This window comes from Saccharibacillus brassicae, from assembly GCF_006542275.1.
GTDB lineage: Bacteria > Bacillota > Bacilli > Paenibacillales > Paenibacillaceae > Saccharibacillus > Saccharibacillus brassicae.
In genome coordinates, this window is the sequence record NZ_CP041217.1 from 4,932,542 (window position 1) to 4,954,129 (window position 21,588).

The 21,588-nt window shown below is 58.6% G+C and carries 14 protein-coding genes and 1 other annotated feature; of the genes, 10 read left to right on the forward strand and 4 right to left on the reverse strand.

Features of this window, described 5'->3' with window-relative positions; translation table 11 throughout:
- Nucleotides 1-77: 77 nt before the first annotated feature.
- Nucleotides 78-1,034, forward strand: coding sequence for an iron-hydroxamate ABC transporter substrate-binding protein (locus tag FFV09_RS20630; protein ID WP_141449582.1), 957 nt, complete (start codon nucleotides 78-80; stop codon nucleotides 1,032-1,034).
- A 154-nt stretch (nucleotides 1,035-1,188) separates the two neighbouring features.
- Here FFV09_RS20630 and FFV09_RS20635 read toward each other — a convergent pair whose 3' ends face one another.
- Entirely contained in the window at nucleotides 1,189-1,911 is a 723-nt protein-coding gene (locus FFV09_RS20635; RefSeq protein WP_141449583.1) for a YoaK family protein, read from the reverse strand.
- 411 nt (nucleotides 1,912-2,322) lie between these two features.
- On the opposite strand from FFV09_RS20635, the gene FFV09_RS20640 reads away from it, so the two are divergent.
- Together FFV09_RS20640 and FFV09_RS20645 are read left to right on the forward strand one after the other, a co-directional pair.
- Entirely contained in the window at nucleotides 2,323-2,901 is a 579-nt protein-coding gene (locus FFV09_RS20640; RefSeq protein ID WP_170315096.1) for a class I SAM-dependent methyltransferase, read from the forward strand.
- A gap of 107 nt (nucleotides 2,902-3,008) precedes the next feature.
- Nucleotides 3,009-3,989, forward strand: coding sequence for an aldo/keto reductase (locus tag FFV09_RS20645; RefSeq protein WP_141449585.1), 981 nt, complete (start codon nucleotides 3,009-3,011; stop codon nucleotides 3,987-3,989).
- A gap of 1,178 nt (nucleotides 3,990-5,167) precedes the next feature.
- Here FFV09_RS20645 and FFV09_RS20650 read toward each other — a convergent pair.
- Both FFV09_RS20650 and FFV09_RS20655 read right to left on the reverse strand, forming a co-directional pair.
- Entirely contained in the window at nucleotides 5,168-5,818 is a 651-nt protein-coding gene (locus FFV09_RS20650; RefSeq protein ID WP_141449586.1) for a hypothetical protein, read from the reverse strand.
- Between the two features lie 70 nt (nucleotides 5,819-5,888).
- On the reverse strand, nucleotides 5,889-8,114 hold the full coding sequence (locus FFV09_RS20655; protein WP_141449587.1) for a 5'-nucleotidase C-terminal domain-containing protein: 2,226 nt from the start codon (nucleotides 8,112-8,114) through the stop codon (nucleotides 5,889-5,891).
- A 190-nt stretch (nucleotides 8,115-8,304) separates the two neighbouring features.
- Nucleotides 8,305-8,554, forward strand: a binding site (T-box leader).
- A gap of 56 nt (nucleotides 8,555-8,610) precedes the next feature.
- Here FFV09_RS20655 and tyrS point away from each other — a divergent pair.
- The 4 genes from tyrS to FFV09_RS20675 all read left to right on the forward strand — a co-directional run bounded on the left by tyrS (nucleotide 8,611) and on the right by FFV09_RS20675 (nucleotide 15,869).
- Nucleotides 8,611-9,909, forward strand: coding sequence for a tyrosine--tRNA ligase (gene tyrS, locus FFV09_RS20660; RefSeq protein WP_141449588.1), 1,299 nt, complete (start codon nucleotides 8,611-8,613; stop codon nucleotides 9,907-9,909).
- A gap of 413 nt (nucleotides 9,910-10,322) precedes the next feature.
- Entirely contained in the window at nucleotides 10,323-13,442 is a 3,120-nt protein-coding gene (lacZ, locus tag FFV09_RS20665; protein WP_141449589.1) for a beta-galactosidase, LacZ type, read from the forward strand.
- 882 nt (nucleotides 13,443-14,324) lie between these two features.
- Nucleotides 14,325-15,308 (forward strand): cysteine synthase A, encoded by a 984-nt coding sequence (gene cysK, locus FFV09_RS20670; RefSeq protein ID WP_141449590.1) that lies wholly within the window; start codon nucleotides 14,325-14,327, stop codon nucleotides 15,306-15,308.
- An 18-nt stretch (nucleotides 15,309-15,326) separates the two neighbouring features.
- Nucleotides 15,327-15,869 (forward strand): DinB family protein, encoded by a 543-nt coding sequence (locus FFV09_RS20675; RefSeq protein WP_141449591.1) that lies wholly within the window; start codon nucleotides 15,327-15,329, stop codon nucleotides 15,867-15,869.
- A gap of 323 nt (nucleotides 15,870-16,192) precedes the next feature.
- Here FFV09_RS20675 and FFV09_RS20680 read toward each other — a convergent pair whose 3' ends face one another.
- A complete protein-coding gene (locus FFV09_RS20680; protein WP_170315097.1) occupies nucleotides 16,193-18,418 on the reverse strand; it encodes a sigma-70 family RNA polymerase sigma factor in 2,226 nt (741 codons plus the stop codon).
- A 276-nt stretch (nucleotides 18,419-18,694) separates the two neighbouring features.
- Here FFV09_RS20680 and FFV09_RS20685 point away from each other — a divergent pair, with 276 nt between their 5' ends.
- From FFV09_RS20685 to FFV09_RS20695, 3 genes are all read left to right on the forward strand, one after another.
- Entirely contained in the window at nucleotides 18,695-19,714 is a 1,020-nt protein-coding gene (locus FFV09_RS20685) for an acyltransferase family protein (RefSeq protein WP_141449593.1), read from the forward strand.
- Nucleotides 19,715-19,780: 66 nt separating this feature from the next.
- On the forward strand, nucleotides 19,781-20,845 hold the full coding sequence (locus FFV09_RS20690) for an LLM class flavin-dependent oxidoreductase (RefSeq protein WP_141449594.1): 1,065 nt from the start codon (nucleotides 19,781-19,783) through the stop codon (nucleotides 20,843-20,845).
- A 246-nt stretch (nucleotides 20,846-21,091) separates the two neighbouring features.
- Nucleotides 21,092-21,343 carry a YolD-like family protein gene (locus FFV09_RS20695; protein WP_141449595.1) on the forward strand — a complete coding sequence of 84 codons (252 nt, stop codon included), beginning with the start codon at nucleotides 21,092-21,094 and terminating at the stop codon, nucleotides 21,341-21,343.
- Nucleotides 21,344-21,588 lie beyond the last annotated feature (245 nt).

Consider the following 21,588-nt stretch of genomic DNA (forward strand, 5'->3'; position numbering starts at 1 on the left):
AACTTCTGTAGGGACTGATAACCGTTATCAGAAGTTGGACGACACCCAGACATTCTTTCAAGGGGGATCATGTTTTGATGAACAAACAGAAATCGTTTTTGGCGGCGTTCCTGCTGCTGTTCGTACTCGTGCTGAGCGCGTGCGGCAATGCGGCTCCGGCCAAGGAAGCCGCGCCGACCGCGCCTGCGACAGATAAGGCGGCTGAAGCGCCGGCATCCGGCACGGTCACGTATCAATCCGAGACCGGCCCGGTCGACATTCCGGCCAATCCGCAGCGGATCGTCGCTCTGACCTACGCGCCGAACATTTTGTCGATGGACGTTACGCCGGTCGGCGTCGACCAATGGACGGGTGCCAACCCGCTCTTCACGGACAAATTGAAAGACGTGGCCGTCGTTTCCGAAGAAGATCCGGAAAGCGTCGCCGCGCAGGCGCCCGATCTGATCATCGCCGGCGCGAACATGAAGAACCTGGATCAGCTGAGCAAAATCGCGCCGACGGTCGTATTCACGTGGGGCAAGCTGGATTATCTGGAGCAGCAGGTCGAAATCGGCAAGCTGCTGGGCAAGCAGGATGAAGCCCAAGCCTGGGTAGACGATTTCACGCAAAGAACGGCGGATATCGGCGGCAAGATCAAAGCGAAATACGGCGACGACGTCACGGTGACGGCGATCGAAGTCGACGACAAAAACGCTTACGTCATGGGCGACAGCTGGGCTCGCGGCACGGAAATCCTGTATCAGGCAATGGGCCTGAAAATGCCGGACAAAGTCAAGGAAGCCGTCGCGGCCGAAGGCTATTATTCGTTGTCGCTCGAAGTGCTGCCGGAATACATGGGCGATTTCGTCGCAGTCAGCCGCAGACTCGATGCCAGCAGCGAAATTATGGACTCTGCCGTATGGAAGCAAATTCCGGCCGTGCAGGAAGGCCATGTGATCGAGTTCGAATCGAGAGCTTCTTCGTACAGCGATCCGACGACGCTTGAGAACCTGCTCAGCATTTTCGAAAAAGGGTTCCTCGGCGAGTCGAAGTAAAACAAGGGGCGGCGGTTGGGAGCGTGCGCAGCCGTGCGGATTCGCGCGGGAATCGCGTGTCCGAACGCAGCCAGAAAAGCCCGGAAAACGGTATCCGATATGATCGGATACGCCGTTTTCCGGGCTTTTTTGCATACCGCGAAGCTTATGGCCGTCAGGAAAGTTTGCGCTCGCCGTCGCTGTCCAGGCCGCGGAACAGCGTGAAGACGACGATCAGGATCAACAGCGTGAGCAGGATCGGAATCCAGATGGCGCTGAACGCCAGGTGGACTTCCGCGATCCCGGCGATCAGCGCGCCGAAGCAGTAGATCAGCACGGCGCCGAAGCGCAGCCATGTCTCGCCGCCGATTCCGGCGCGCGCTTCGGAGTTGCGGGCGAAGGCTTTGCGGAAAAAAGCGATAAAGTCTTCGATCACGCTCGCCAGGTTGTTGGTCAGCACGGTGGTCGAGATGCCGGCGATGCCGAGCTTGCGCGCGGCGGTCGTCTGCATGCCCATCGCGCTGCTGAGCAGCAGGATCAGCACATGCAGCAGCGTCTCGCTCATGACGGGTCCCGCCAGCGCCGCGAACAAGCCGTAGAACAGCAGCTCGATGCACAGGATCAGCGTGATTCGGGCCGGCCAGAAGCCTGTGGCCTTGCTGCCGCTGAGCAGCAGAGCCGCCGCCGCGTTGCCCGCGATAAAGCCGAGGCAGGCCAGTCCCGCGCGGAGAAAAGACAGCTCGGTGACATGCGCGAACGACATGCCGAGGATGACGATATTGCCGGTCATGTTGGCGGTGAAGACGCGGCCGAGATGAATATAGCCGATCACGTCGACGATGCCGGCCGACAGGCACAGCAGCAGAAGGATTCCGCTGCGCCACATTTTGACGTGCAAAGCATTCATTCCTTTCCGTTTGACGGCGCGCCTCGGCGATCCGGGTCCGCAAGCGGCGGAACCGGACCGCGGAAGCGCGCCGAAGCAAAATTGAAGATTGAAGATTGAAGATTAAAGAGCCGTTCGGAGAGCCCACCGTTTAATTTTCGCAAGAAAATGGATCGATTTCAAGAAAATACGGAAAAGAAAATGAAAACCGCTCATGATCGGCTTTATATCGCGGTGAACGCAGTATCCGCTGACAAAAAGTAGGACAAAACGAGGCATTTTCCTGAAAAAGGGGTATGATTGAAAAAAGAGCATGACCGGCGTCGGCGCGGCGGATGCCGTTCGGCATTTGAGCGAATGAGCGAACAAATGAGCGAGCGAATCGCTGCGCCGGCGCCGCCTGCCCGGGAGAGGAGGGCCGCCATGCCCGAAGCCACTTTGATAATAAGCGGCGCGCTGGCAGCGATCGTGCTGCTGCTCGTCGTACTGATCGTCGTCGCGAGCGTCCGCAACGGCATTACGCCGATGCCGACGAGCCCGTCGGTCCGGCGCGCGGTCATGCAGCAGATCGGCCGCCCGGCGGACGACAGCGAGATCGTGGACGCCGGAGCCGGCTTCGGCACGCTTGCGCTGCAGCTGGCGCGGCGATTTCCGGCGTGCCGGGTAACCGGCATCGAGAACTCGATCGTGCCGCTGCTTGCGGCCCGGCTGCTCGGCCGGGCGAACCGGATGCCGCGAACCCGGCTCGTGTATCGGCGCGGCGATCTGTTTCGGTATCCGTACGAGTCGGCGGACGTGATCGTCTGCTATTTGCACCCGGCGGGCATGCGCCGGCTGGGACCGGTTTTGCGGGAGCGGGCGCGCGAAGGGACGAAGATCGTGAGCGTATTTTTTGCTTTTGACGATTGGGAACCGGACTCGGCCCTTGTCTGTTCCGATCTGTACCGGACCAAAGTGTACGTCTACCGGGTGCGCAGGCATCCGCTCGATATTCGGGTATAACGTGTACAGGAAGCTGCGGCAGCGCCGCGTCTCCCGGCGCCGACGCTTCGTACAGACGCAGCGCTGCCGCATTCTCGTTATTTTCAACCAAAAGGAGCGAATGTAAAATGGACACCGTCAAACTGGGTCGAACAGGATTGGACGTATCGAGGTTGTGTCTGGGCTGTATGAGTTACGGCATCCCCGATCGGGGCGCGCACGCGTGGACGATGGGCGAAGAAGAGAGCCGGCCGTTTATCCGCCAGGCGCTTGAGCTTGGGATCAACTTTTTCGATACGGCCAACGTATATTCCGACGGCACGAGCGAAGAGATCGTCGGCCGGGCGCTGCGCGATTTCGCCAATCGGGACGAGATCGTGCTCGCGACCAAAGTCCACGATACGATGCGCAAAGGGCCGAACGGCGGCGGATTGTCGCGCAAAGTCATCCTCAGCGAGATCGATCACAGCCTGCGCCGGCTCGGCACCGATTACGTCGACCTGTACCAGATTCACCGCTGGGACCCGCACACGCCGATCGAAGAAACGATGGAGGCGCTGCACGACGTCGTCAAAGCGGGCAAAGCCCGGTATATCGGCGCGTCCTCAATGTACGCCTGGCAGTTTCTCAAGGCGCAGCATACGGCGGAACGCGGCGGTTGGACAAAGTTCGTAAGCATGCAAAATTACGTCAACCTGCTCTACCGCGAAGAAGAACGCGAGATGCTGCCGCTGTGCGAAGCGGAAGGCGTCGGCGTCATTCCGTGGAGCCCGCTTGCGCGCGGCCGCCTGACCCGCGATTGGGAAGAGACGAGCAAGCGCTCGGAGAACGACGCGTTCGGCCGTACGCTGTACGACAAGACGGCGGAAGCCGACCGCCGCGTCGTCGAAGCCGTCGCCGAAGTCGCCCGGGAACGCGGCGTTCCGCGGGCGCAGATCGCGCTGGCCTGGGTGCTGCAAAAGCGCCCCGTCACCGCCCCGATCGTCGGCGCGACCAAGCCGCACCATCTGGAAGACGCCGCTGCCGCGCTGTCGATCACGCTGACCGACGAGGAAATCCGCCGCCTGGAAGAGCCTTACGTGCCGCATGCGGTGATCGGACACGCTTGAGTTTGAAGCGGTCTGCTCGGCGGTGTGGAGCGGACGGGGCGTGGGAGTGAAGCCGGAGGGAAAGCGGAAAGAAGCGTAGGAGAGAGCGCAAGCAAATGCAACAGCAGTATTGAAAGCGGGCCGCGTTCGAGCGGGTCGCTTTTTTGCGGTTCGCTGGAGCGGAAAGTCCACCGACAAATCCACCGACCGATCCAATCAGATGACGATCCGATCGAGCGATCCAGCAGCCGATCAATAAAGCAATACCAATAAATATGGTGTGGGAATATATTCATAATTTGATCGATTTTCTATACACTTATTTATAATTTATTCCGACTATAATACGAGGAGGAGGTGAATAACATTTTAAGGGTTCTTTTACTTATTGGAGTTTCGATATTAAGCATTTGCGGCGGTCTAATGTTTTTAAGCTTGTTTATTACACTTTTATTAACTATGGGGGAAGGATTTATTATTTTTCCTGGGCCACCAAAGAGACAAACGATCCTGTTTATGTTTTTAACTATTCTACCGTTTATTGTCGCTGTATACTTTCTAAACAGGAAGGATGACTATGTACTAATAATTACGATTCTTTTTTTCTTTATTTCGGCATTCATTCTTGGCTTTATTTGGGCAACTTTATAAATTGATTTTTTCATCCCTCTACCGCTTTGAACAGGCGCTGTATGGAGTCCACTTGCTTCGCGAATGCCAAGGCATTGTCGAGCATGACAAGCACGAACGGGCACAGCAGATGTATACATATTTGTAAGAAGACGATGAATCCCCCGAAGCGATTTGCCCGGCTGCGCTCCGTGATTTCGGCGCTCATCAAACAGGGCAAACCGCTCCTCGCTTCGCTAACCTGCGCGTTACGCTACCGCACTTCACCGGTGGGGTCCTAATTAGTAACCGCCAATCCATCTAATTCGCCGAAAAAGACGCCTTTTACACGAATAACTGCGATAATCCAACTAATCCGCTGCATTTCATGCTTTTCTTGAGATTAGTTTGAAAATAGATGGATCTGTGCAGCTATTTGCGATTTCCGGGATCAAGCGTCGAAAATAGCTGGATTCACGCAGTTAATTTCGCTCGTGACGGTATTTGAGCGAGAAGGTTACCGTTTATGCTGCCCATTCCGCCGATTCTGATAAGCCGCTCCATCCGGCCATCCGCCAGCCAGCTCCCCCTCACAAAAATTTCACCGCCGCCGGCTGCAGCACATAGCGGACGAGACGGCGGTTTTGCGGGCCGGTGCGGGGTTCGAACAGATTTTTTTGGCAAAGGGACCGCAGTAGATTGACCGCCGTGCGATGATCGATACGCAGATGGCTGCGCACGTCGATCGGGTGGAGAGGGCGTTCCAGCGTGCAGGCCAGGCGGATCACTTCCCGGTGCCGATAAGACATCGTTCGATTTGTGTCGCTCGGACTTTGGCTTTCCAGTCCCGCATCGCTACGCCTTTCATGTCGTCCCAGCACCATACGCAGCAGCGTGAGACTTAATTCCGGATGTTGGAGAACGTCGTCTTCGGAAAAACAAATCACGTCGAAACCCATCGCTTTGAGAAACGTTTTCCGGTTCAGCTGTCGGCAAAAGCCGCGGCGGTCCATGTTCGAGACGTGCGAGCCGAAGCTTCTGAGTTCAATTAGGAGATAAGTCGGAGGGACGATCCAGGCAAAATCGTAAAAATGGGACGTGCCGAGCCGGTCGGTCACTTCGTATTCGGGATGCAATCCGTCGAAGCCGCCCCGAAGCGGCCACCAGACGTTTTGGCAAAAATATTTTTCGGCGTCTCCTTGTTCAAGCGCCGCCCGCACCCAATAACTCCACAGCCGCAAAAAAAGCCCCTCCGCAAGGGAGGGGCTTTCGTGCGGATAGCCAAGGATTCGGCTCGGTCCGATCAGCGGATCAAGAAGCCGAAGCGGCCGTAACGGCTTCGAGGATCGATTTCATCTCGGCCGGCAGAACGGTGTTTTTCGGCAGGAAGCTGCCAGGTTCGCCGGGGCTCAAGATGCCGGCATGGACGAGCTGGGCAACCGCCATACGCGCGTAAGGAGCTACGTTCGAAGCGTCTTCGAACTGGCTCAGGACATACTTTTCGGTCACTGTCGGAAGCTTTTGCTTCAGTGCGGCAGCGAGAATCGTCGCCATTTCTTCGCGGGTGATGGAGCGGTCCGGATTGAACTTGCCGGCGCCTGCGCCTTTGATCAGGTTGGCTTTGAACGCCTGGGCGATCGCATCGGCGTAAGGCGCGTTTTTGTTCACGTCGGTGAACGCGGCGCCGCTTGCGGCAGCGTTGTTCAGGCCGAGCGCTTTAACCAGCTCGGACACGAAGCTTGCACGCGACACGAAGTCGTTCGACGGCACCGGTGTCGGCGTTGGCGTAGGTGTCGGTACAGGCGTCGGCACCGGTGTAGGTACAGGTACCGGCGTAGGCGTCGGTGTCGGCGAAGGAGCCGTTACCGGACCGTCGGAATCGGGAACTTCCACGCCTTTAGCCGGGATGTTCACGATGCGGCCTTCGACTTTGGCTGTGATCGTTTTGCCGGCAAAAGTGTCGACGACGTATTTGTAGAACACGTCGAGGTCGATCGGACCCGCGAGCGAAGCGCTGGCTTTGGTCAGCACTTTATAGTTGTCGCCGCCGCCTGCCATGAAGTTGTTCACGACTGCCGTGTAGGACTTGGCCGGATCGATCGGCGTGCCGTCTGTCAGCTGCAGGTCGCTTACGCGCTCGGCAACCGGCTTGTTCAGGTCGGCTTTGTATTTCAGGCCGGAAATTTGCAGCGTTTTGGTGTTCGGCGAGCCGTCGGCGTTGGTGCCCCACTGCTGCTGAAGCAGTTCCTGCACCTGTGCGCCGGTCAGCGTCAGCTTCACGAGCGTGTTGCCGAAAGGCTGGATTTTCGCCAGATCGGCGAATGTAACGTCGCCTTTTGGCAGGTCCGCGCGGATGCCGCCCGGATTCATGAACGCGAAATCGGCTGGTGCGCCGTTGTCGCCGAAGTTCGCCGTGCGCATCGAGTCGGCGATCAGATTACCCAGCGCCGCTTCGTTGTTGTAAGCGTCCGTACGGGTTACGGAACCGTCGGTAACGCCGACCGGCTTGGTCAGCTCCGGATGTTTGTCCAGGTATTTTTGAAGCAGGGCTACGGAGTTCGCGTCCGGCGTCACGCCGGCTTGGAACGTCGTCGTAACGGTAGCGGATTTCTGCGTCACGTCGCCCGTTTGCGCGTCGATCATCAGCTTGATGTCTTCAAAAGCGGTACCGTACGAATAAGCCTGCACGATCAGCTTGCCGTTGACTTCGCCGTTGGCCAGCGCGTGGTTGTCGCCGGCGACGATGACGTCGATCGGGGAGTTGGCCGGCAGCGCTTTTGCCAGATCGGCCGCTTCGCCGGTCGTCACGCCTTCTTTGGTGGAAGCCGGGTCGTGGGCGAGCACGATGATCGTCTCCACGCCTTGATCCTGAAGTTCTTTGGCGTACTTGTTAACCGCCGCGACTTCTTCTTCGACGCTCAGGAAACGAACGCCTGCCGTGCCGGCAGGAGAGACTTTGGCCGGCGTCGATTTGGTGACGAGACCGATAAAGGCGATTTTGACGCCGCCGACTTCTTTGATGACGTAAGGGTCGATCAGCGGTTTGCCGGTCGATTCTTCGATGACGTTCGCGTTCACGTACTTGAAGTTCGAGCCTTTGTGCATCACGATGCCGTCTTTCGGATCGAGTCCGCCGTTGAGCTGCGCTTTGAGCGCCGCGATGCCCTGGTCGAATTCATGGTTGCCGAGCGAGCCGACGTCGAATTTCATCATGTTCATCCATTCGATGGTCGGTTCGTCGCGTTCCAGCGAAGAGATCGGAGCGGAAGCGCCGACGGAGTCGCCGTTATGGAACAGGAGCGTGTTCGCGTATTTGGCACGCGCTTCGTTCAAATATGTAGCGAGAATCGGCGCGGTTCCGGCCGGTTTGTCGGCAACCGTGGAAGTCGTATCCAACTGTCCGTGCAAATCGTTGATGCCCAGCAGATGGACTTCCACTTCGCCTGGCGCCGCCGAAGCGATATTTGCCGTACCCAGCACTTGAGCGGACAGCAGCGCTGCGGCCGCAAACCCGACACTCGTCTTTTTCCAATTCATTACGTTGTATTCCCCCTAGAAGTATGATCGATCCTGAGCCATTGTATCACACGGGATTTTTTTAAATCAAAGGGTATGTAAACTCTATGTTAAATATATTTAAAATCGTTTTCGAAAAAAAGGAATTTGACACGGCTTCTTCGGCCATGTTATAAAGTGAATCAGCAAGTCTCCGGCCTGCGGAGCGTCATAACAAGCTTTGAAGGGAATCCAGTAGCGTTCGAACCCGTACTTTCAGAGAATCGGCGGTTGGTGCGAGCCGATAGACGAACGAACGTCAATTACGTCCCGGAGCTTCCCGTTACCGAACCCGCGATCGCGGAAGGAACGGGACGGACTCGTCCCCGTTATCGGACTTTATGAGAGGGAGACGCGCTTGCGGTATGGATGCAGGCGCCTTTCCAATCAGGGTGGTACCGCGATTAAGACTCGTCCCTGCAGAAATGCAGCAGGCCGGGTCTTTTTTATTTTTCCCATTTTGAAGGAGGATACGATCATGAGCACCGAACACACCCCGATCGAGAATAACGCCCTGTTGGACGACCTGGAATACAGAGGCTTGATCTACCAGGTGACGCACCGCGAGGAACTTCAGCAGAAGCTGAGCAGCGAGAGCGTCACGCTCTACAACGGATTCGACCCGACGGCGGACAGCCTGCATATCGGGCATCTGCTGCCGGTCCTGACGATGCGCCGCTTCCAGCAGGCCGGACACCGTCCGATCGCCCTCGTGGGCGGCGGCACCGGCATGATCGGCGATCCGAGCGGCCGTTCGACCGAACGTTCGCTCAATACGGCCGACACGGTCGCGGAATGGACGCTGAAGCTGCAAAACCAGCTGTCGCGCTTCCTCGACTTCGGCGACGGCGGAGCCGAAGTGCCGGCGAAGATGGTCAGCAACTACGACTGGCTCGGCCCGATCGGCATGATCGACTTCCTGCGCGACGTCGGCAAGAACTTTACCGTCAACTACATGCTGGCCAAAGACTCTGTCGATTCCCGCCTGCAGCACGGCATCTCGTTTACCGAATTTTCGTACATGATTCTTCAGGCGTACGATTTCCAGCGTTTGTTCGAAGACGAAGGCTGCTCGCTGCAGCTCGGCGGAAGCGACCAGTGGGGCAACATCACCGCGGGTCTCGACCTGATCGGCAAAACGGGCGGCGAAGGCGCGTTCGGCATGACGATGCCCCTCGTAACCAAAAGCGACGGCAAAAAGTTCGGCAAGTCCGAATCCGGCGCGATCTGGCTCGACCGCAGCAAGACGAGCGCGTACGCGTTCTACCAGTTCTGGATCAACACGGACGACGCGGACGTAATCAAGTTCCTCAAATACTTCACGTTCCTGAGCCGCGCAGAGATCGAAGCGCTTGAGAGCGAACATCTCAAAGCGCCGGAGAGACGCGAAGCGCAGCGCGAGCTGGCCCGCCGCGTGACGACGCTCGTGCACGGCGAAGAAGCCGTCGCAAGCGCCGAGAAGATTACGGCCGCCCTGTTCTCCGGCAGCTTTGCCGAGCTCAGCGAATCCGACCTGGCCGAAGCGCTGGCGGACATGCCGACGACGACCGTCGACGCTTCGTCCGAGCCGCTGCTGATCGACCTGCTGGTCGAAGCGGGCGCGGCACCGTCCAAAGGGCAGGCGCGCAAAGACATCCAAAGCGGAGCGGTATCCGTCAACGGGGAAAAGCGCACGTCGATCGAGACAGTCATCGGCGCGGAAGACCGCCTGCACGGCAGGACGCTCGTGCTGCGCCGCGGCAAAAAGAATTACTTCGTGGTCCGGTTCGAAGGCTGAGCTGCCAGAATGGATTAATCCCAGAAGTCACCGAAGTCTCCAATATGAAGCGGGCAGGGCGCCGAGGCGTCCGCCCGCTTTTTTTGCGCACAAAAGCTATAATCCGGTTCTCAAAAGAGCGAAACGCAAGCTTGAGAACGTAAAACATATAAAAAAAATACCGAAATCTATATTTTGTACAATTCAGACTCTGTTTATTCTACAGGGATTGACCATTATTTTTTATTTAACGTATAAGAATAAGGAATTATAATCTCTTTTTAGATATTCCGATTACGTTTTCGATCAAAAAGAAAGACGCGCACTTTCGAAGCAGGCTTTTCTTTTCCCCCGGCAACAGTGTACACTGAATCGTGAGAGAACGGTTTCAAAAGAAGAAAAGGTTTTCATTATGCAGGCGAGGTGAAGAGAATATGTTTAAAAAGTATAAATATACCGCTCCCGAAAATGGGTATCCGGAATGGAACAACAACCCTGAAATTTTCCAACTGAATCGTCTGGACGCTCACGCGAGCCTGACTCCGTACGCATCGGCCGAAGAAGCGCTGAATGCCGTAAGCGGTTCCAGCCGCGTGCAATCGCTGAACGGAACGTGGAAGTTCCATCATGTGGACAAACCGGCCGACCGGCCGCAGACTTTTTATGAAACCGGTTACGATACGTCGGACTGGAACGATATTCCGGTGCCTGCCCATTGGCAGCTGCACGGTTACGATTATCCGCATTACACGAACGTCCGCTACCCGTGGGAAGAGCGCGAGAAGATCCAGCCTCCGTTCGCGCCGACCGAGTTCAATCCTGTCGGTTCCTACGTCCGCACGTTTACCGTGCCGGAGAACTGGGAAGAAGATCCGGTCTATATCAGTTTCCAGGGCGTCGAGGCCTGCTTCTACGTCTGGGTCAACGGCGATCTGGTCGGTTACAGCGAAGACACGTTCACGCCGGCCGACTTCCTGCTGACTCCCTATTTGCAAAAAGGCGAAAACAAGCTGGCCGTGCAGGTGTACCACTGGTGCGACGCAAGCTGGCTGGAAGACCAGGATTTCTGGCGCATGAGCGGCATTTTCCGCGACGTGTTCCTGTACAGCAAGCCGAAAGTCCAAATCGCGGACGTGCTGACGACGGCGGAATTGGACGAGAACTTCGAGCATGGACATCTGAAAGTGGGCGTTCAGATCGGCAATCCACTCGGCAAAAAAGCGGGCGTCTATCGCCTCGAAGCGCGTCTGCTCGACGCGTCGGGACGCGAAGTAACGGCGCGCATGACGAGCGAAGTCGAGATTATGAAGGATACGCTGTACGCCGCCGACCTGTCGGCTGCGGTCACGAAGCCTGCGCAGTGGTCCGCCGAAGCGCCGAACCTGTACACGCTCGTGCTGTCGTTGTCCGACGAACAGGGCGAAGTCGAAGCGGTTACGCTGCGCGTCGGATTCCGCCATTTTGCGATCCACGACGGCGTCATGAAGATCAACGGCAAACGCATCGTGTTCAAAGGCGTCAACCGCCACGAATTCAGCGCCGATAAAGGCCGCGCGGTCACCGAAGAAGAGATGGTCGCCGACATCAAGCTGATGAAAGCCTACAATATCAACGCGGTCCGCACGTCCCACTATCCGAACCAGACGCGCTGGTACGAGCTGTGCGACGAACACGGCCTGTACGTGATCGACGAGACGAACCTGGAGACGCACGGCAGCTGGGAATACGGCCAGCTCGACGAAGCCGAGCATACGGTACCGGGCAGCAAGCCGCACTGGCGCGCCAACGTGCTCGACCGGGCCAACTCGATGTATCAGCGGGACAAAAATCACGCGTCGATCATCATCTGGTCGCTCGGCAACGAATCGTGGGGCGGCGACAACTTTGTGCATATGGCGAACTTCTTCCGCGCGGTCGACAAGACCCGTCTGGTACATTACGAAGGCACGTTCCATGCGCGCAAATGGGAAGAAGCGACCGATATCGAAAGCCATATGTACACGACACCGCAAAACGTGGAAAAATACGCCCAGGAAGATCCGAAAAAGCCGTTCATCCTGTGCGAATACAGTCACGCGATGGGCAATTCCTGCGGCAACCTGTTCAAGTATACGGACCTTACGTACAAATATCCGGTGCTGCAGGGCGGATTTATCTGGGACTGGATCGACCAGGCTATCCGTACCCGCACGGCCGACGGCGTCGAATATCTCGCCTACGGCGGAGACTTCGGCGAATCGCCGCACGACGGCACGTTCTGCGGCGACGGCCTGATCTTCGCGGATCGGACCGTATCGCCGAAATTGGACGAGATCAAAGGCTGCTACCAGAACGTACGCTTCGAAGCGGCCGATCTGGCGCAGGGCAAAGTTCGTATCACGAACGATTTCCTGTTCACCGACCTGAACCGCTACAAGCTCGCCTGGGAAACGGCGCGCGGCGGCGAAGTCGTCGAACGCGGCACGCTGCCGCTGCAGCTCGCGGCGGGCGAATCCACGGAGATCGAAGTGCCGTTCACGCTGCCGACGCAGCAGGGCGAATACACGCTGACGCTGACGTTCGTCGAACAGGAAGACCGGTTCTGGGCGGACAAAGGGCATGAAGTCGCTTTCGGACAATTCGTGCTTCCGGCGCAGGCTGGCGCAGAAGCGCCGTCCGTAGAAGCCGCGGGCACGTTCGCGGGAACGCTGCTGCAATCGGACGAAGACGGCGCGAAGCTGACCGTATCCGGCGACGGATTCTCGGTCGTGTTCGACAAGCAGAGCGGCGATCTGTCTTCGCTGCGAATCGGCGGACAGGAACTGCTGCTGTCTGCGCTGCGCCCGAACTTCTGGCGCGCGCTGACCGACAACGACCGCGGCAACAAGCTGGACGAACGCAGCGGCATCTGGCGCGAAGCGGGCCAGAACCGCAAGCTGCGCAGCCTGAACGTATCGGGCGAAGGCAGCGGCGTGACGGTCGAAGCGGTGCTGGAGCTGCCGACGTCGCCGGTGTCGGAAGCGGTACTGCGCTACGACGTTCAGGCTTCGGGCGAGATCGGCGTGTCGATGACGCTGAAGCCGGGAGCGGGCCTGCCGGAAATTCCGGAAATCGGCGTGCTGCTGGAACTGGACGGAACGCTGGAACAGTTGAAATGGTACGGCCGCGGGCCGCACGAGAACTATTGGGATCGCCATGCCGGAGCGCGTCTGGGTCTCTACTCGGGACTTGTGTCCCAGCAGCTCACGCCGTACCTGCGTCCGCAGGAAGCGGGCAACAAGACCGGCGTACGCTGGGCAGAGCTGACCGGATCGAACGGCATCGGCCTGCGCGTGGAAGGTTCGCCGGAAGTCGAACTGAACGCGCTGCCGTATACGCCGGAGACGCTGGAAGCCCACGACCACGGGTACAAGCTGCCGAAGTCGGATCGCACCGTGCTGAGAGTCAACCATCGCCAGATGGGCGTCGGCGGCGACGACAGTTGGCAGGCGCTCACGCATGAAGAGTTCACGCTGCCGGCGGACCGCACGTACACGTACGGATTCGTGCTGCGCGGCTTGGCTTCGGAGCAATAAGGCGGGGACAAGCGGACGATAAGGCGGGGACAAGCGGACGATAAGGCGGGGACAAGCGGACGATAAGGCGGGGACCAAGGCTAGGACAAGGCTAGGGTAACGCGGTGACAGGCCGAGGATAAGGCTAGGACAAGCTTAGGACAACGCGGTAGATGGCTGCGACAAGGTGATAACAAGCCCAGGGACAAGCCTACTACAATGCGATAACAAGCCTGGGACAAGCCGATAAGCCGAGGACAGCCCGGTACAGCCACAGCCGGCCTCAGTGCGGTTTACCACGGGAAATAGATGCGCTGCGACAGCTATTTTGCCGGGTTATCGGTTGCTGCGGAAATAAGTGCGCCACGACAGTTATTTTGGCCGAAATCTTTCTTTGGGCCGTCAAAAGAGCGGATTAAGTGTTGTGGCGCAGTTATTTGGCGAAAAGGAGTGTTTTTCGTCGAAATAACTGTAAATTCGCACTTATTGCCGTCGACTGCACGGTTTCGTGTTGGTGCAGGCTGCGATAGCGAGTTTTGCCGGGCCAGATTTATCGCTCTAGCTATATCTATCGCTCTAGCTATATCTATCGTTCCAGCTATATCTATCGTTCCAGCTATGGATATAGCTATGGCGGTTAGGACGTAAGCAGATTGCAGAGGAACGGCTTCGGCCGTTCCTTTTTTGCGTTTTCGCGCTGCGGTTCGATACGACCTCGACGCGGTAAGGACTTTTCGCGGATGTGCGGGGTGTACGGGTGGGGTCGGTTTTGCGGTATACTGGATTTGGCGGTATGGCAAGAACGCACAAGAAAAGAAACCTGAAAGTGAACGAAAAGCAAACGTAGAGAAAACGGAGAGCCAACGTAGAGAAAATGTAGAGCAAACGGAAAGGAGCATCCCGATGACCCATCCTTTTGAAGTCCAGAATAGCGGCACACGCGGCCGGATCGGCCCCGGCAGCGCACATCCGCGCGTGGTCGACAGCATCGTCGACCTGATCGGCCGTACGCCGCTGGTGCGTCTCGGCCGGACGGCTCCGGCGAACGCGGCGGATATTTACGTGAAGCTGGAATATTTCAATCCGTCGGGCAGCGTCAAAGACCGCGCCGCGCGCGGCTTGATCGAAGCGGCGGAGCAAGCCGGTCGGCTCGGCCCCGGCAGCACGCTGATCGAGCCGACGAGCGGCAATACCGGCATCGGTCTGGCGATGATCGCCGCGGCCCGCGGCTATCGCGTGATCCTGATCATGCCGGACAATATGTCGCGCGAGCGGATCAACCTGCTCAAAGCGTACGGAGCCGAAGTGGTGCTGACGCCGAGCGCCGAGCGGATGCCCGGCGCGATCGCCAAAGCGCTTGAGCTGCAGCGTTCGATTCCCGGCAGCTATATCCCGCAGCAGTTCGAAAATCCGGCCAATCCGAACGCGCACCGGGGAACGACCGCGCTGGAAATTCTGGAACAGACCGAAGGAGTTCTGGACGCGTTCGTCGCAACGGCGGGAACGGGAGGGACGATCACCGGCACGGGAGAGACGCTGCGCGCCGCGCTGCCGGACCTGCATATCGCGGTGGTCGAACCGGAAGGCTCGCCTGTTCTGTCCGGCGGCGTACCGGGTCCGCACAAGCTGGTCGGGACGAGTCCCGGCTTCGTTCCTGCGATCCTGAACACCGGCGTGTACGACGAGATTATCCGTATTCAGGACGACGAGGCGCTGGGCACGATGCGCGACCTGGCCCGGCTCGAAGGCATGCTGCTCGGTCCGTCGTCCGGCGCTTCGGTCCACGCGGCCATGCGGATCGCCATGCGGCTAGGTCCGGGCAAAAAAGTCGTCTGCATCGCGCCGGATACCGGCGAGCGCTATTTGAGCATGGGCCTATTCGATTAGACAGGGAGGAAGGCAAGCATGGAACAGCAAAAGCTGCATATTTCCGCACTGCCCGGCTATCCGGAAGAAATCGGGCGCCAGCTGTGGATGATGGAAGACGTCCGCCGCGAGCTGCTGCAAAAATTGCAGGGCACCACGCAGGAAGAACTCGACGCGGAGCTTGAAGGCAATCCGTCGACGGTCGGTTCGCTGCTGTACCATATCGCGGAAGTGGAGACGAGCTGGCTGCATTTCGACCTGCTGCAGCAGGATCGGCTGGACCCGGAACTGGAGTCCTGGTTTCCGCGGGGCGCACGCAACGAATTCGGAGAAATCCATTCGCCCGCGGGCGAAAGTCTGGAGCATCACCTGAATCGGCTGGCCGCGGTCCGAAGCGATTTTCTGCATAAGTTCCGTTCGGTCGATCTGCGCGACTGGCGGACGTTCCGCAGCCTGCCGGACGAATATGACGTAACGCCGGAGTGGATCGTGTACCATCTGATTGAACACGAAGCCCATCACCGCGGACAAATTTTCCGCATTCTCGGTACGCTGCGCAGACGCGGCGCCCAGACCGAATAGAGACGCGAACCGGACGCACGGAGCGGAACCGAACGGATAGGATAGGAAGGTACAGGATAGGAACGCATAGGATAGAAACGGAATAGGATAGGATAGGAAAAAAACTCGGCTTCACCGGAACAGCCCGCCTTCGCGAAGAAGGCGGGCTGTTCGCGCGGAATCGGCAGGCGCTCTGGGAAGCCGGTCGATGCAATTTCCAGGCAATTTAGCGGAGCGCCGCTCGGCGGCCTGAGTCTTGCATTTGGCTGCTTGAGTCTTGCGCTCGGCTTTGGCTATCTGTCTCTCGCGTCTATCTACTTTTTATCTGTCTGGTTTCCATCTGTTTATCTGTCCAATAGAGGCGGTTGGTTTTTGTCCGTCACGATCTGGCCCGTATGCGCGTCGATCAACCGAATGCCGCGGCCCGATTTCCGGTCGACGAGCGCGTAACGAAGTTCGTCGCGCTTTTCGCCGGAATCGTCGTCCGGGTAGACCGTCGCCCACGTCAGGCGCGGTTCGAGCGCGGCCAGCAGCCGGCGCTTGGCTTCGTCCGCGGACAGGGAAGGGACGAGCGGCAGCGATTCCAGCTCGGCCATGTCCAGATCGGCATCCATATAAAGGGTGACGCGCCCCGTCGTTCGATTCACGTTGATCGACACCTGATGGAAAAAGCCCGGTACGCCGTTTTTGCACACGGAGAAAATGAAAGCCGCCGTTCGGCGCCGGGCCGGAGGTTCCGCTTCAGACTTGTCAGGTCCATCAGATGTGTCAGGTCCATCAGGTTCATCGGACGCATTCAGCCGCAAATACGGAAACAGCAGCGGATCGGCCGCATGCAGCAGCGTCAGCGCAAGCTCAAGGCAGGCATCGTCGCTTAGGTCCAATTCGCCGACTTCTTCGTGCAGGTTCATCAGTCCGCGGAGCCGGCCGCTGACCGTATCGAACCGGAGTTTGACCGTTCCTTCCAGGCGTTCGCGCATATAATCGTCCAGCGTATACGGTTTGACGCTTTCGGCCGTTCCGCCATGTTCGCCCACAGGCTTGCCTTCGTCCCGGCGGCGGTACACGACCGTTTTCTCGCGGCCGGTCGTTTGTTCGCGCAACAATTCGTAGTCGGCTTCCCGAATGCCCAACGTTTCCGGCAGGTCTGCCGGATCGGGAAGCGCCGTCCGAACGCCGCGGCGCATAAAGTCCGCGATCGGTTCGCGGCTTCCCGCGCATGGGTCAGGGATGTCCGCGGCAGGCAAATCGCCTGCCCCAGGCCGCGCCGGCTGCGAGCTCGGAAGCAGCGCGGAACGATGGGTCAGATACGGATTCGGCATATAGACCAGATGCAGCCGGTTGTCGCCCGGCACATGCACTTCTTCGTGCAGCGTCATGAAATGCAGGTTCAGCTCCAGCTCCCGGTCGATCTGCTCCAGCACCTGTTCGGGCGTTAACAGCCCATCCGGCAGAGCAGGCTCCGCTCTCGCGCCGAAATATTTGAATCCCGTCACGAATCCGGCGCGGTGCAGGTCGATCCAGAATCCCGAACGGGGCAGCGGCATTCCGGCGGCATGCTGGCTGAACGTGAAGAAGAGGCGGTCGCCGCGGTCTTCGGTCTCCGGGCCGTTGAACTGCTCGAACGCGTCGGGATAATGATCCCGCACGAAACGTTCGCCGATCTCCAGCAGTTCGTCCGGTTCCAGGCGTATCTGCCGGTCGGCTTCGTGGTACAGCCCGGGATCGGCCGCGTAATCGATCAGATCGCCGTCCGGCGTCAGCGTCACGGAGATGCCCGTATCGGTGCCCGGCTTCGTCCGGATGAACAGCAGTTCGCTTGCGGCGCCGTCGCGGGGGAACGCGTCTTCGATAAACGGAACCAGCTCGGATTCCGCGGCGGCGAAGTGCCGCCTGGTCAAAGCCTGGGCGCGTTCTCTCCATTGATGCAGCAGACTATGCAATTCCGATTCCAATTCCGATTCCAGTTCCATTTCCGTCTCCTCCCGTGCGGCGCGATCGTCTTCCAGCCGGGCCCGGACACGCCGGCGATCTTCGATCTCGCTTCGGTATTGTTTGCGCAGCAGCGTCAAGCCTTTGTGTTGATATGTCTTCACGGTGCCGAGCGGCAGTTCCAGCAGTTCGGCGATATCCGTCAATTTGAGATCGTGCATGTATTTCAACCGGATGACGGTGCGGTATTTGGGCGGCAGAATCGACAGCGCCTGCATCAGGTCGAGCCGCCGGTCGGTCTCTTCGCGCGGAGCGGCCAGCGTATTCGCTTCCGCTCCGCCCGTCGCTACCGTTCGGCGGCTGCTTTTGAGCAGGCTCAGCGAGACGTTAATAACGATACGAATCAGCCATGTGCGAAAATAGTTCGGGTGCTCCAGCGCGGGCAGCGCGGTAAAAGCGCGGCAGATCGCTTCCTGCACCGCGTCTTCGGCGTCGGCGGCGCTGCGCACGTAATAGCCGGCGACCCGCAGCATTTGGGCACGTTCGGCGACGATCAGCTCGGCGAACGCCGAGGCGTCGCCCCGGGCCGCCCGCCGAACGCGTTCGTCGAAAGCGGCCCGTGTGGCAGGGGAATTCAAAGGCATTCACTCCTTATTGGGATAGCGTTCACCGATTGGACAGCCGGGAACGGAAAAAGGTTTTGTCTTTTTTCGAAAAAAGAGATTTGCTCCCGCGAAAAAGCCGCCATTCACGATTGCGTCCGTCGAAGCAAGGGGATAAGCAACGGGCCGAAGCCGCGCGTCTGCGCCAACAAACGGTTCATGACCGAAAACGGCGGGTATAAGGACCCCAAGCAGCGAAAGCCGGTCCACCGTCGGCAGAACACTTCGCATGCTTGATGAAGGAGGGGCACCATGGCTCGACGCGACGCTTATTTCGACAACCTGAAAGTTCTGCTGATCGCGCTGGTCGCGGTCGGCCATCTGATTGAACCGCTCAGCGGCAGCGACCGTTTCCGTCCGCTGTACCTGTTCATCTATTCGTTCCATATTCCGCTGTTCGTGCTGATCTCGGGCTTTTTCTGCAAAAAGATCACGAGCGGCGATTACCGGATCAAAGTGGTCGGTTCGCTCATTGTGCCGTACCTGATTTTCGAAAGTTTGTATTCGCTGTTCGACTATTTCGTTATGGGCTCGCCGACGCTGCGGTTCTCGTATTTTACACCGTATTGGCTCATGTGGTTCATCTTCAGCATGATCATCTGGAAAATGCTGCTGCCTTACGCGGTCAAAATCCGCTGGGCGCTGCCGATTTCGCTTGCGATCGCGATTCTGGCCGGCTACGCGGCGGATGCGCAGTATTATGCGAGCATTTCGCGCACGATCGTCTTTTTCCCGTTTTTTCTGGCCGGCTATTATCTGGATAAAACGCATATCGACCGTCTGCGCACGCCTCTCCTCAAAGGGATCTCGGCGGCCGTGCTCGGTGCGTCGGCTTTCGTTATGGTAAACTATGGACAGGACTTCCGCGCCGAATGGTTCTACGGCAGCCTGCCGTACCGGGCGCTGGATCATCCCGAATGGAGCGCGGGCCTTTACCGGGTCGGCGCTTACGCGGCGGCGGTGCTGATCGGCGGAGCGGTGATGATTCTCATGACGGGCCGGAACGTTCCGGTGCTGTCCGCACTCGGCCGCAACACGCTGTACGCGTACCTGCTGCACGGTTTTCTCGTCAAAGGACTGATCGCTTCCGGCTTCTACGAGACGTACGGCGAAGCGTCGTGGATGCTGCTGCTCATTCCGCTCGGCGTTCTGCTGGCGGCGGCGCTGTCTTCCGACTTCGTGCGCGCGCGCCTCGGTTGGCTGCTTGAACCGAAGCTCGATCGCCTGTACAAAAAGCAAAGCTCCGACGGCGGCGCGGAAGCGCGGCGTTAAGACTGCGCTCCGCCCTCCGACGTCAACCTACACCCAGTCAAACTACACCCATAAGGAGAGATCGATATGAGTCAATCGCAAGAACCTGTTCGCGGAGCAGAAGACCGCAAAGTCCGGCAGATCGGGGATATCCCGATCTCCGTGCTCGATCTGTCCCAGATTCTCGAAGGGCAGACGGCGGCCGACGCGTTCCGCGACAGCCTGAATCTGGCGCAGCACGCCGAGAAATGGGGCTATCACCGCTACTGGGTCGCGGAACATCATAATATGCCGGGCGTCGCAAGCTCCGCCACGTCGGTCGTAATCGGCTATCTGGCCGCCGGCACGTCGACGATCCGGCTCGGCGCGGGCGGCATCATGCTGCCGAACCATGCGCCGCTCGTCATCGCCGAACAGTTCGGCACGCTGGAATCGATGTATCCGGGCCGGATCGACCTCGGTCTCGGCCGCGCGCCGGGCAGCGACCGCCGCACTTCGCTCGCGCTGCGGCGCGACCTCAACAGCGGGGAAGATTTCCCGGACCTGCTGGAAGAACTGCGCAGCTTTTTCGACGCTTCGAAGACGTCGTACCATGCGCCGATCCGCGCCGTGCCGGGCGAAGGGCTGGACATTCCGATCTGGCTGCTCGGCTCCAGCGATTTCAGCGCGCGCCTGGCCGCTTATCAGGGCCTTCCGTTCGCGTTCGCCGGGCATTTCTCGCCGGACTACCTCGACCGGGCGATCGAAGCGTACCGCAGCACGTTCCGTCCTTCCAAGACGCTGGATAAGCCGTACGTCATGCTGGGCGTATCGGTCATCGCCGCGGATACGCAGGAGAGAGCCGAATTCCTGTCGACGACGATGCAGCAGCAGGTCATCGCGCTGACCCGCGGCCGCCCGGGCAAAATCCAGCCGCCGGCCGACCTGTCCGCGCAGCTCGATCCGCTTGAGCTGTCCGCCGTGCGCAAGCGGATGGAATCTTCGATCGTCGGCGACCGCGAGACGGTCGAACGCCGCCTGCACCAGCTCATGGAGCGCACGCAGGCTGATGAGCTGATCGTGACGAGCGGCATCTACGATCACGCCGAACGGCTGCATTCGTACGAGATTTTGGCCGATATCGCCATTCCGGCAGGCCAGGCCGCGCTCTAATCCGTCTCCTGCTCTTTTACACACACGAACTTCTCCCCGATTCGATCGCTTCCGCAGATGCGCGTCCGTCTGCCCGATCGCGTCGGGGCTTTTTGTTTTCGCCCGCAAAACTTCATTTTTCCCGCCCGAATTCCGATTAAGAACATATGTACGTAAATTGTTCAATCAATTTCGCTTTTTGACGCGATTTTGACAAATAAAGATGGTATAATTAACAAATCACGCGCAAGGCAAGGAGGAAGCGGTTTGGCAAAAGGAAAAGTAGCAAAGCGGCCGACCCGCGACGAGTTTGTTCTGGAAGAAATAGGGAATCAACTGACTGAGGCCTACCAGGAGAAATCCGTTGTGGAATTGACGGTCTGGGGAGTAACGGAAGCGGTTCGGGGTTTGATCGTCAAGATGGACCCGAGAACCGGAAGAGTACACGTCGAGCAAGGCGAAGAGACCCGCAAAGTCCCTTTCATGGACATCATGGCCGTGAACTATCCGCGCGATTGACGAACGTTTCGTCACGCAGCGTCCCTGCACCGCGGAAGAACAGGTCTTAGGAAATAAAAAAAGCTCTGCCCGAGCGTCTCACTTCTCGGATAGAGCCTTTTTTCTGAGCGTTGGCCGCAGCCTGCGCTTTTTACGTTTATTGCGATTTCCCTTGCGTCGGGCAGCGCCCGCGCCGTCTTTTTGCGGAGGCGCAGTTAGAGGATCCTCAAGTCGGATTGTCCAACGGCTTGACGTTTTCTTTTTCT